Source organism: uncultured Ruminococcus sp. (genome assembly GCF_947301925.1).
Taxonomy (GTDB): Bacteria; Bacillota; Clostridia; order Oscillospirales; family Ruminococcaceae; genus Ruminococcus.
Genome location: NZ_CAMYUE010000002.1, coordinates 229,793 through 242,605 on the forward strand (window position 1 = coordinate 229,793; position 12,813 = coordinate 242,605).

General features: G+C 44.2%; 10 protein-coding genes. 2 read left to right on the plus strand and 8 right to left on the minus strand.

Features of this window, described 5'->3' with window-relative positions:
- Position 1 precedes the first annotated feature (1 nt).
- Positions 2 to 571 carry a PolC-type DNA polymerase III gene (locus Q0Y65_RS04455; protein WP_297957625.1) on the minus strand — a complete coding sequence of 190 codons (570 nt, stop codon included), beginning with the start codon at positions 569 to 571 and terminating at the stop codon, positions 2 to 4.
- A 209-nt stretch (positions 572 to 780) separates the two neighbouring features.
- On the opposite strand from Q0Y65_RS04455, the gene Q0Y65_RS04460 reads away from it, so the two are divergent.
- Positions 781 to 2,328 carry a hypothetical protein gene (locus Q0Y65_RS04460; RefSeq protein WP_297957628.1) on the plus strand — a complete coding sequence of 516 codons (1,548 nt, stop codon included), beginning with the start codon at positions 781 to 783 and terminating at the stop codon, positions 2,326 to 2,328.
- Between the two features lie 312 nt (positions 2,329 to 2,640).
- On the opposite strand, the gene Q0Y65_RS04465 is transcribed toward Q0Y65_RS04460, so the two are convergent.
- Entirely contained in the window at positions 2,641 to 3,618 is a 978-nt protein-coding gene (locus Q0Y65_RS04465; protein WP_297957630.1) for an AraC family transcriptional regulator, read from the minus strand.
- Positions 3,619 to 3,766: 148 nt separating this feature from the next.
- Here Q0Y65_RS04465 and Q0Y65_RS04470 point away from each other — a divergent pair, with 148 nt between their 5' ends.
- Positions 3,767 to 5,320 carry an alpha/beta hydrolase gene (locus tag Q0Y65_RS04470; RefSeq protein WP_297957632.1) on the plus strand — a complete coding sequence of 518 codons (1,554 nt, stop codon included), beginning with the start codon at positions 3,767 to 3,769 and terminating at the stop codon, positions 5,318 to 5,320.
- A 149-nt stretch (positions 5,321 to 5,469) separates the two neighbouring features.
- Here the strand turns inward: Q0Y65_RS04470 and Q0Y65_RS04475 are convergent, their stop codons facing one another.
- The 6 genes from Q0Y65_RS04475 to Q0Y65_RS04500 are packed head-to-tail and all read right to left on the minus strand — an operon-like array spanning position 5,470 to position 12,350.
- On the minus strand, positions 5,470 to 6,915 hold the full coding sequence (locus Q0Y65_RS04475; protein WP_297957636.1) for an ABC transporter ATP-binding protein: 1,446 nt from the start codon (positions 6,913 to 6,915) through the stop codon (positions 5,470 to 5,472).
- A gap of 9 nt (positions 6,916 to 6,924) precedes the next feature.
- Positions 6,925 to 7,644 (minus strand): energy-coupling factor transporter transmembrane component T, encoded by a 720-nt coding sequence (locus tag Q0Y65_RS04480; RefSeq protein WP_297957639.1) that lies wholly within the window; start codon positions 7,642 to 7,644, stop codon positions 6,925 to 6,927.
- On the minus strand, positions 7,644 to 8,228 hold the full coding sequence (locus Q0Y65_RS04485; protein ID WP_297957642.1) for an MptD family putative ECF transporter S component: 585 nt from the start codon (positions 8,226 to 8,228) through the stop codon (positions 7,644 to 7,646). The genes Q0Y65_RS04480 and Q0Y65_RS04485 overlap by 1 nt, the downstream gene beginning before the upstream one ends.
- An 18-nt stretch (positions 8,229 to 8,246) precedes the next feature.
- Positions 8,247 to 9,983, minus strand: coding sequence for an ABC transporter ATP-binding protein (locus tag Q0Y65_RS04490; protein WP_297957645.1), 1,737 nt, complete (start codon positions 9,981 to 9,983; stop codon positions 8,247 to 8,249).
- Complete coding sequence (locus Q0Y65_RS04495) at positions 9,980 to 11,722, minus strand: ABC transporter ATP-binding protein (protein WP_297957649.1); 1,743 nt, start codon at positions 11,720 to 11,722, stop codon at positions 9,980 to 9,982. The genes Q0Y65_RS04490 and Q0Y65_RS04495 overlap by 4 nt, the downstream gene beginning before the upstream one ends.
- Positions 11,715 to 12,350, minus strand: coding sequence for a TetR/AcrR family transcriptional regulator (locus Q0Y65_RS04500; RefSeq protein WP_297957652.1), 636 nt, complete (start codon positions 12,348 to 12,350; stop codon positions 11,715 to 11,717). Before Q0Y65_RS04500 ends, Q0Y65_RS04495 begins: the two co-directional genes overlap by 8 nt.
- Positions 12,351 to 12,813: the final 463 nt, after the last annotated feature.

Genomic DNA, 12,813 nt, shown 5'->3' on the forward strand with positions numbered 1-12,813 from the left:
ATCATTTCTCTCCTGACTGAGCCTTAAACTCCTCTTTCAAGCGGAGATAGCAGGCGTTGCATATCTCGCAGTCCTTTGCCGCACGGTGGGCGCCCTCTGTCTCTATGCCGTAATGAGCAGCAACAGTGGTCTGACGGCGGTTCGGCAGAAACGGCAGCACCTTCCTGGAAAAGCGCAGCACGTCCACAAAATCATTGGTGAGCAATATACCGTGACAGCGGAGAAGATTGTCGTAAAGGAAGTTTATATCGAAATTCACATTATATCCCATGAGCATATCGCTGCCTGCAAATAAGCAGAAGTCCATTATGGCCTCCGAAATGTCGGGAGCGTCCTCCACCATATCATTGGTTATGCCCGTAAGCTCTGTGATAAAAGGAGTTATCCTGCTGTGCGGCTTTATGAGAGTGCTGAAGACCGCAGCCTTTTTGCCGCTCCTGTAGCGTACAGCCGCTATCTCTATGATCTCGCATTCCTCGGGAGACAGCCCGGTTGTCTCTATATCCACTACGCAGTAATCCTCGGGGAAGGCTATCCTGCTCTTGCCCTTGAAGCGCTTTACGTTGCCCACATCAGAAGCTCCTTTCCGTTATATCCGAATCTCATTATAATATATATACCGCCGATTGTCAAATCCGCAGGCAGGCATGGCTGTACTCCGCAGGGTAAAATTCACATTATTTTCCGAAAAGACTTGATTATTACAGTGAAAAATGCTATGATTAAAGTGGGTCATGTTACCCATTACGAATAAGACGCAACAGAAAGGGGTTTTAAACCATGAAAAAACTAATCTCACTAAGCGCAGCACTCTCTATCGCAGCAGGAGCTGTTTCAATGTCAGCGAGCGCTGCATACGAAAACGTTATCAAGGGCAGGATATGGGACGAAGAGATCGAAATGTTCGATGCCATTGACAACGGTTCTGTAAACACCGATATCAACGGCGACGGGGTCTTCGATACAAAGGATTGTATCATTTACTATGCTTACACAAACGGCTTCACTTACGGTGACGAATACAATGAAGCTCTCGAAGCCATAGGCGACCTTGACGGCGACGGCCAGATCTACTGGTCGGACGCAGAGCACTTCATCAGATACTATATGTTCACTAATCCGCTGAAATTAAGCGATTTCGACGCAGAGAACTATGCCGACTATGAGATCATTTACCAGAGCGAGCATACAGATTACTGCACCCATGAAGTATATGTAACAGATCATTCTCTCGTTGAGGGCTTCCTGATGCAGATGAATTCCGACAGCTGCTACCTCATGGCAGGATATAATATGTACTGCGAATACGTTGACAACGGCACTCTCGATCCCGACCTCAATGCCGACGGGAAATACGATCTCACCGATCTCACCTACTTCTGGGTTTATTCCATGGACAGAGAGGTATTCACCATAAACTCTCCTCACGAGACCTCTATGGAGGAACTGGACCAGGACATTTTCGACCGCGCAGCGGCGCTCTATGACGCTCTCCCCGATAGCGACTCCGTAGGAGAGTGGATATATGAATTCACCAATATGTACTATTACCAGCACGGCAATGTCACCAAGGACATGATAACAGACGAGTTCTTTGAAAGCGTTGTCAAGGGCTCATCAGAGCTTGGTCTGGAGAGAATGGTAAGATTTGATTATTTCTCTGTAGTTTCTCAGAACGATCCTTATATCGACTTTGACGGAAAAATGTTCGACAGAGAGTACAGAGCCTTCGTTCAGGCTGTAAAAGACGGCGAAAAGGCCATCCCCGACACCAACGGCGACGGCATACTCAACTCACTTGACTCCTTCAACATCTACATATACACAGAAGAACTGAAAAACGACATCACCGCGGAGAACTCCATTCTTCCCGATGATATCCACAGCATCTTCAAAAATAATATGGACGTAAACGACAACGGACTCAGCGGAGACATGAACGACCTCACCATCATCGACCTCTATGTATGTATCGAGGATAAGGAAGTCGAGGAAATGGACGAGATCTGTGAAAACTTTATCGATCGTCTCAATGATTACGCCGCTCAGCTGGCAGCTGCAAAGAATATGCCTCCCGTAAAGTTCAGCCCCGAAGGCGGATACACACCTATGCTGTTCGATTCGGATGCTGAGCGCACAGGCGACTCCAACAACGACGGCACCACCGATCTTGCAGACGCTATTTTCATCATGCAGTCCCTGGCCAATCCCGACAAATACCAGCTTTCTCCCTTAGGAAAGTTCAACGCCGACGTTGACGAAACAGGCGGCGGTATAACCTCTAACGACGCCCTCACTATCCAGAACAGACTCCTCGGTCTTGAATAAGCATAAAGAAAGAGCCTGGCTTTTAACCGCTATACTCATATAGCAGCTTTACGGGTGATATTGAGGGAGAACCCTTTTGAAAAAGGGTTCTCCCTCAATTGCCACGGTTCTTAACGAAGAAAATATTACATCAAATCGAATAGGACAGTTTTCCCCATACATTTAAGTCGGTACTTATAAAGAAGTTTTCCCAAAAGCTAATATGAAAGGTCTATACAGTAGGCAACAACACAAAGACAGACAGATACTTCATGTATTTTTGAAGTATCTGTCTTTTTCACTATAAAGAGGTCTGATATTTATACTGAGAAATCAAAACGTTATCGGTGATATTTTTTCCTCTGGCTCATCGGGGAAGGCACGGTATTCACTCGGACTTTTGTCCAGTGCTCGACGGAAAGTTTCTGCATAGTAACTCGCACCAGAAAACCCACACGCAAATGCGATCTCTGTAATGGTCATATTTGTATTTTTCAGCAGTGTAATGCTTTGTTTAAGTCGGAATTCATTGAGGTATTTCATTGGAGAAATAAAAATGTAGCGCTCGAACAGATTACCGCAGGTACGTTTGGAAACGTATCCAGCTATAGCAATGCGATTCAGTGTAAGTTTTTCGGAGTAATGCTTTTCGATAAAAGCGATCATTGCTTTCATCGAAGTAAGTTGGCTGCATTCGGTATGAGGTTTCTCGTCCGGGCGAATATTTTCAGTGATTTCGCTCCAGATCAGATTTACCAATCCAATCATAGCGCACTTCTCAGAGTTATCCTGATTATCCTTGAGAACAGAATACTCGATCGGTGCGAATGCTTTAGGCATAGCCTTGTCAATGTGCCGTTTTCTGATGATTGAAAACCAGTGTAGGATATTCTCATGCCACGTCGTCCCTTTTTGCAGTAGGATATAATCAAAAGTCGAATTGAGGATTGGCTGAACTGCATTCTTTTCGATATCTTCTGAGATACACAGGATCATCGGATGAAAAATCAGCAGATTATAACAACAGTCGCGTATATCTTTTAAACGAGCTGAATGAAGTCGCCGTGAGTTGATGAGCAATCCTTCACCCGATCTTACAGTGACAAGCTTTCCGTTTATGTTATAAACCGCCTCTCTCTCATTGGGAACAATCAGTTCGATATCCTCATGCCAGTGTGTCGGGACTGAAGCATTCGGATAGGCAGAAAATCGACCGCTGAAGAAGCCAATTGGGATATCGGTATAACTGTATCTGACTGTTTCGCTGCAGTCGCTGTTCACCTCCAGCTCATAACTATAACGTAGTTCCACTGATATCACTTTCCTTTTTGTTATAGTTCTCTGCAAAATCATGATAGACATCGCACATTTTCTGCGTTATAATGATAACATATAAATGTGCATAAGTCAACCGACTATTATTGACTTATGCCAATAGATGAATAATAGGGGGATAATTATGAAAAGAGTAATAGCAATTCTTTTATCTCTTACGCTTCTTACATCAATGTCTGCTTGCAGCAACAGTGAAAACAGCTCGCTATCTACACAGGTAAAGACATCTGAGTCTGTTGAAAACACTGAGCCGATACATCTTACAAATAAGATGACCGAAACAGAGTTAGCCAAAGTGGATAAACATAGCCTTACGCTGCTTGACGCTCCTGAAGAGACCACAAATACAACAACCGAACAATCGGGGCATACGGTTAGAATTGAGTTCGCTTCAATACCGATTGATAAAATAATCACAGGTCTTGAGGCTGCAAAAGAAGAGCTTACCGACGAAGAATATGGGAAGCTTTATGAAAAATTTGACTCTTACATTGAAAGTAGTGAAGACTATACATACCCGAAGTATATTTTTGTAGACGATCAGAATATTTTTGATAATGCGCCCTTAATGCCCCCAACCTACGATGACGGAAAGATAACTGTGACAGATACAAAATACAACAGTGAAACTGACAGTTATGAAACAACAACAAACACCTATGCTGATATGGACGACTACCTTGATTGGATACGCTGCAAGTTTAGAGACTGGAACTATCCTGAGGAAGAAATAGAAAAAATAGAAGAAAGAATTCTAATTGCAGACGAAGCATACAGAGATAGTAATTATGAAACGCTGCCAGAGGGCTCTGTTGTTTATTCTGAATCGGATTATAGCTATATCATCAGCACTGATGAAAACAAAGATTACCGGAATGAATGGGAGTTTGATCGTCAGGCTGTTGAAGACATCAAGGACAGCATTGATGAAATAGATATTTACGATGAAGAACTTGACAAGGCGTTTGTTGTTCATGTGACACTTCCGCCAGAATATGACAACAAAAAAGAATATCCTGTAATCCTGCTCACAGACGGAATATGGCGTTTTGGCAATACTCCTGAGATGAGAAAAGTTATGGAGGACGGAAAAGCAGCACCTGTGATACTTGTGAGCATATGGTATTCCTACGATGTAGAAGACACGAGTGGAAGTAAGCGCTATAATGATCTTGTGTTAGAACGCAGCAAATCACTTGATTTCATAACAGACAACCTGATGCCGTATCTTGGTGAGAACTACAGTATCGACTATAAGAATTCTACGCTCTACGGTCATTCTGATGGTGGTGTCTTCTCCCACTATGCACTCTTCAACTCTGACCTCTACGAAAATCAGCCATTCGGCAATTACATCATCGGCAGTCCAGCCTTCTGGGGACTCTATTATGATTATCCGGATCTCAATCCCGAAGAATATGAGAAGGATTACGGATACTTTGACAGAAATGAAAAGCTCAGTAAAAGCGTGTTCCTATGCGCAGGCTCACAGGAGGATCCTGACTATACAGACAGTTACAACGGACATGACACAACGCTTGAAGGCGTTGCAAAGCTGAAGGAACGGCTTGAATCGCATGGCGCCAATCTGACATACAAGCTTTACGATTCACATCACTATCAATATGTACCCTCGATGCTTCTTGAATATCTGAAAGCGGAATATCCTGTGCAATAACAGATTGAACAAGCATCAGGGCATAGTACAGTGCTGATAAAGAAAAAATGTGCCATAGTATTTCTAATGAATTTGTCAGAAATACTATGGTAGTTTTTTATATTGACAATGAAAATGATGGGTAGGAAATTAAACGAGGTATCAATTAATCAATTATCCGCAACACAGCCATTTTCAAGTCTGACAATATGATCGCAGCAGGAAAGAATAAACTCATTATCGTGAGTAACAACAATAATTGTCTTGCCTATTTCTTTCAGCTTTTTTAGCTGGTTTGATACCTGTTTCATATGTGCAAGGTCAAGACCGCTGGTGGGTTCGTCAAAGATTATAACAGGCTTGCTTGAAGCCACCCCCGATGCGATTGCTGTACGCTGTTTCTGTCCGCCCGAAAGCGCCATGGGATGCGTATTGGCATACTCCAAAAGATCAAGCTGTGACAGTATTTCATCAGCTTTTTTTATTTTCTGCTCATCGGTCAGTAACTTATCCGTCATGCTCAGCATGACCTCATCACGCACGCTCTCTGTAAAAAGCTGGTGGTTCACGTCCTGCATTATCATATAACAAGAATGCAGACGATCTTTCGCTTTTAGCTTTTTGCCGTTCATTATGAGAGTACCTTTACACTTGCGTTCAAGTCCGCAGATATTTCGTGCGAGGGTGCTTTTGCCTGCGCCGTTGTGACCGATAATCGCAATGATATGATTTGCAGGTAATTCGAGCCGAGGGATATTGATACCGTGCTTGCCGTCATTATAGGTAAAACGGAAATCCTCCAGTAACAGAACATCGCCTTGTACGTCTGTATTTTTTTGCGAACAGTGTATTTCGGGGAGCATCGTAGGACGTATACCCATTTTTTCGGTATCGTCAGCAGTAAGTTTTTTTATCTCTTCGGTAATCAGTTCTTTTGCAATTCTGCCGTTTTCAAGTATCAGCATTCTGTCTGCAAGTTCACGCAGAAAATACAGACGATGCTCTGCGATAACTATGGTTTTGCCCTGTGACTTCCAGTCTGTCAGCACGGCTTTCAGCTTCTCTATCGCCTCGCTGTCAAGATTAGATGACGGTTCGTCAAGTACGATGATATCAGGCGACAGAACATTGATGCCTGCACAGGCTATGATTTGCTTTTCTCCGCCCGAAAGCTCAAATATATTGCGATCAAGCAGTTTTTCTATGTGCATGGAAGCTGCTGTTGCAGTTATCGCTTTTGATATTTCAGCAGGCTCACAGCACTGATTTTCAGCGGCAAATGCGATCTCGTCAGTGGTATTCACATTGAAAAACTGCGAACGAGGATTCTGGAAAACACTTCCGACTTTTTTAGCAGTTTCAAATATTGGTGTGTCGGGAACGCTCTTTCCGTCGATCATCACTTCACCATTCAGAGTTCCGCTGTAATAGTGAGGAATAAGCCCGTTGATAAGCCTTGTGACCGTTGTTTTTCCGCAGCCTGAGCCGCCGGTCAGAACGATAAACTCGCCATTCTGTATCGTCAGGTCAAGACCGTTGATACTTCCTTGTTCAATAGCCCTGCCGTTGGCATCTGTCGAGCTGTATGCAAATGTTACATTCCTGAATTCTATCATATTCTCACCCTAAAATGCAAAGAATAAAACGATCATAGCCAGTGTGCCGAACATCAGCAGCCAATCGTACAACCTGATACTGATCTGACAGATATGCGTTCGCTTTCCGCCTGCACACAGTCCCTTTGTCAGTGAAGCAGCTGAAAGCTCGTCCGCAATACGGACAGTTGACATCATGATCGGTACAAGCACATACTCGATATAAGTGAACGGATTCTTCACGCTCTGCCCGATCTCACGCATTTTCATGGCATCGTGGACACTACGGTATTCCTCGCTAAGTGTTGGAAAATAACGGAACATCACAGAAAACGGTATCGTGATAAAATACGGAACGTGCATCCTGTCCATTGCAGTCATAAACTCGCTGACAGAGGTTGAGCGTACAGTGTACCAGCCCATCATATATCCGGGAACAAACCTTGATATGATACCACATAATATCATCAGTATCAGATTAGGCGCTCCGCTGATATTGGGGATCACACTGCCTTCACAAAATACAGAAAAAGCAATAAGTACGACATAAATAAGTGCGGATTTTATGTGCCTGACTGTCAGAAGAAGCACAAACGGAATTGCTGCACATATCACTCTCAGAATGTATTCCACGCCGGCTGTTTTTCCGCCCACCATAATAAGACTGATCGCTATCAGCAGACAAAGTTTTGTTCTCGGATCGAGTTTCAGTACGCTTTTGTCCGAAGTTGATGAAAGTCCGAGTTCCATCAAGCCATACCTGCCTTACGGAAGTGCTTTCTGAGTACCTTTGCGCCAAGCAGACCGCCGATCAGTCCCCCGATGATACACATAGCTATCATAGTGAAGAACACCCATGTCGGAGTATATCCCGACATTTTATCGACGTATTCCTGACCGTATCCGTCAGCGAGCGAATTGAGATATGATTCACGGAATCCGAAGAAGAAAGCAATGACCATACCGAGCAGCCATAGACTGAATGTCGAAGAACCGATCACGCACGACTTGATGCTCTGATAATCACCGAGTTTCAGTACGATCTCTGTCAGCAATCCTGCACCGATACAGAAGATAAAAATCGGATAAGGGTGTCCTGTAATGAACATGAGAATTGCAATGATAACGCTTGTAATTGTGACCATTCCGAAATGCTTTATCTTTGAAAAATACAGCATAAGCGGCATTCCTGCAAATATCGGAACAAGCAGCGGCATAAATACCATGAATATCGGGATAAATCCGATACAAGCGACTGCAAATGTTATCGCAAAATACAGTGCGGTAAAAATACCTACCGTGATAAGATCTTTGACCTCAAATTTCTTTTCCATAAATATACTCCTTCAAACTTAATTTTTCCAACCCGTGCTGACTGCACGTTTTGTGACCATGTTATGATAGATACCGCCCATATCCATAAGGCTCTTATGATCGCCCGACTCGGCTATCTCTCCGTCTTTGATAACCATGATGTTATCGGCATGAGCGATAGTATTGAGCCTGTGTGCGATGACGAGCAATGTCTTACCCTTGCAAAGCTCGGATATTGCCTGCTGTATGTAGCTTTCATTGTCAGCATCAACGCTTGCAGTCGCCTCGTCAAGAATGACAATGGGCGAATCTTTCAAAATACATCTTGCAATTGAAAGCCGCTGTGCCTGACCGCCCGAAAGCGAAGCACCACCCTCGCCGATGACTGTATCAAATCCTTCGGGCAGCTCCATGATGAAATCATAGCAGCGAGCCTTCTTTGCAGCTTCGATGACTTCTTCACGGCTTGCATCGGGTCTACCGAGCGCGATATTGTTGTAGACCGTATCCTGAAACAGATACACCCTCTGGAACACCATACTGATATTATCCATAAGTGTTGCAAGCGGTATCTTTCGTATATCCGTACCGCGCAGAAGTATCTCTCCGCTTTTCACGTCCCAGAAGCGTGTCAGCAAACTTGCAATTGTGGATTTGCCGCCGCCGGACGGACCGACCAGTGCAGTCATTGTACCTTTGCCTGATTTGAATGATATGTCTTTCAGCACGTCTTTTTCGCCGTAGGCAAATGTGACATTGCGGTATTCTATCTCGGGAGCATTGCTGTTTTTCAGCATTTCTGCTCCGTTGTCAGAAAGCTCCTTTTCAGCAAACAGTGATTCAATTCTGTCCATACAAGCGTTCATTACCGTCAGCCTTGCAATCTGTCCGTAGAATGACTTCATCGGTACAAACAGATCAAACAGGAACAGCAGCATACCGATATAGAAATTTAGTGGCATAGTTCCCGAAAAATAGAGATATGAGGATACTGCAAGGACTATAACGGTTCCGAAAGTGTATATCAGGTTCACTCCTGTCTGCCACGGTGCATGGTCGAACTCGAAGTCGAGATTGACCTTGCAGTTGAGCTCGAAGCTGTCGGTCAGCTCCTTTGATTTATCGCCCATTAGGTTAAAAGTCTTGATGATTCCGATGCCCTCTGTAAAGTCAAGCACCGACTCCGTCAGCTTTTCTGAAGCCTCCTGACGTTCGTCTGAATGATGCAGGGTACTTTTTTTCATGGCAAAACCAAGCATGAGCATTCCCAATGTTACAATCAGGGAAATAAATCCTAAACGCCAGTCAAAGAAAAACATGAACAGCACCATGATTGCCTGTGAAAACAGGTAACTCATCATATCCGCCAATGTCATCATGCAGTTTTCCTCGATGAACACCATATCCGTTGACAACACCGAGCTGATCTTTCCGATATTGCCCTCCGTAAAATATCCCATAGGCAGACGACGCAGATGCTCACCCAGTTTCATTCGCATATCCGCAAAAATCATATAACCTGCTGCACTTTGCAGTCTGTCGGCGAAATACTGGAGCAATGCCTGCACAGCAACGCTTGCCACAAGTGCAACAGCTATGTAAACACAATGCGTTTTCGTGACCGTTCCCTCTATGAATGCCGTAACAACGAAATATGCCAGCATAATAGGAACTTTCATCAGCATCCCTTTCAAAAATGAAAGGAACATAGCACCGTATATTCTGCCTTTGTATTTTCCCGAAACGCCGAGAATCCGTCCGATAAGTCCTATCATGCTCTCACCTCATTTCCGATAGTCCAGCTTGCTCTTGCTTCGCTGCTGTTCCATAACTTCTGATACTCCACACAGCTTTGCAGGAGCTTTTCGTGAGTGTCGGCGGCGATGATATTTCCGTCATTCATAACGCATATCTTGTCGGCGTTCACGATAGTCTGTAAACGGTGAGCAATGACAAGAACGGTCTTGCCCTTTATTATCTCAGCAATAGCAGAGTTCATTTTCTCCTCGTTCTCAGGATCAATGAAAGCTGTTGCTTCGTCAAGCACGATAACAGGAGCATCTTTCAGTATCGCCCTTGCAAGAGATATTCGCTGACGTTCACCGCCTGACAGCATCTTTCCGCCGTCGCCTGCCATAGTGTCGATGCCTTTTGGAAGACGTTTGAGGAACTCTCCACATTGTGCTTTTTCTGCTGCCGCCATCACTTCTTCACGACTCGCATCAGGCTTGCCGATGAGGATATTCTCGTACAGCGTTGTGTTGAACAAAAACTGTTCCTGCGATACATAGGAGATATGATCGTTGAGTGCTTCGATGCTCATCTCGGTAATATCCTGACCACCCAGTGTGATACGTCCGCTGCTGAGGTCGTAGTAGTGAACAAGCAGCTTTGCCAGTGTGGACTTACCGCTGCCGGATTCTCCCACAAGAGCTGTGAGCGTCCCCTCACCGAGTTCAAGGGATACACCGTGCAGGACTTCTTTTTCCTTGTAAGCAAAACGTACATCTTCAAATTTTATGATATGTGAATTACCGATAAACGAATTATCATTAGTTTTTAAAGGTTCACTATCCATTGCTTTTTCAATTTCATCTATCTTATAGCCAAGCTGTGGGAATTTGCCTGCAAAGCTCAGTGCTTTCAGCAGCGGTACACCAATCGACAGCGACAGGCAGAACACAAGTACCAGATTGGCAAGTGTTGATGTTCCATTGATAACAAACAGCGTTCCGACAGGCAGCATGACAAGAGCCGTACATGGAAGTATCGCACTGTAAAGAGCCATCCAGCCCCAGCAAGCTTTATACCACGCAAGGGTAAAGTCACGATAGCTTCGGATATCGGTTGCATAGCGCTGATAGGATTCACCGTCCCGTCCAAACACCTTGACGACTTCCATACCGTTGACATACTCGATAATGGTTGCATTCATCTTAGCTGATGCGGCGTAGTAGGCGTTCATTCGTTTCATACCCGTGCGGAACATCATGCCCATTGCAAACAATCCGAGCGGCAGAGAGCAGAGAGACAGAAGTGCCAGTTTCCAGTCTGCGAAGAACATACATATAATCGCCATCAATGCCATTGCAAGGTTGGAGATGCCTTCGGGAATTGCGTGTGCCAGCAGAAGTTCCACCTGATCTATATCATCGGTAAACAACTTTTTTATTCTGCCGTTACCCATATCCTGTATTGTGCCGAGCGGCTGACGCTCCAGCTTTTTTTGCAATGAAATACGGATATTTTTTAGTGTGTTGTATGCGGAAATGTGCGAGTATTTCAATCCCAGTACATATAAGATAGCGTAGGCTAACTCACATACAAAAATAACAGCTATATGCACTGCATAATAGCCTGCGGATAATGATTCGCCGCCAATCAGCGGCTTGATAATGCGGTACACCATAAAAAACGGCACAGCGGAGGCGATCAGTCCTGCGAACATGACCGCCAGAGCCGCATAGGTATACTTGATGTAGTCGCCCATATAGGGCTTTATCTTGTTAAACACTGTTTTCATCGCCTTTCTTTAGCATTATGACCTCCTGCCAGTTGAAGAAACGACAGACGATACGGCAATGCTCCTCGATCTGCTTCCATGACATATCGTGAATGATCGGTTCGCATACGCAAGTCCAAAAAGACGAGATCAGCACATGAAATTCTTCTCTGGTAACTTCTGCTTGAGCAAGTCCTCTTTTGTACGCCTCTGCGTAGAACTGCTCATAGGCATAACTCATTTTCGTGACATATTCGTGGTTGAAATTCTCATAGCGCGTGCCGGCAGCCTTGTCTATCAGCAAAGAGACAGTCTCACGGTTATTGTAGAGAAGCTTGAAAAGAGGTATCATGGATTCATACGACATCACCCATGAATCATATATCTCATCGTCCGAAAGTACCGAAAAATCCAAATCTGAACGGCTTTCAACGAAATGATTCAGCTCATCTGCTATATCCTCCACAACAGCGCTGAACAGGTCTTCCTTGCCCTTATATCGCTTGTAGACTGCGCCCGTTGTGATGTCGGCGTTCTCGCAAATTGTTTTCAGTTCTGCTTTCAGATAGCCGTGCTTTATGAATTCTGTCTGCGCACTGGCACGAAGTCGTGGGTCGATACTTTTATCAGGTATTGCCATTTTATCCCTCCTACGAAAATTTGATTATCAATAATCCACTTATCATTATAGCATATGCTAACTACGATGTCAAGGGGTTATTCATATGATTTGTATGAACAAACAAAAAACGACGGTGCGTTGATTTGAATGCATCGCCTGTATCGCTAACGCAGTCAAGGATTTTGTGAATAAGCGTATGGTACTGCAAAAAAACTGAGAGTATGTTCTTTAAACGGTCAATCACGATGAAAAAATGAGAGAGATAATAAATAAAGGCTGAATTTGTGCGCAATGCATATTGACCACCTCCTCAAAAAATCGAACGTTTGTGCAATCGAACAAAGTTTCTTGAAATCTCTTGACAGAACTAATGTTTCGCGATATTATGATAATGTCCCTTAATGGGAGAGTAGCTTGAAAATCGAATATCAACACATCAGTGTGCAGCAAGACCAGTGCCGGCAAAACCGACAAGCCGCGA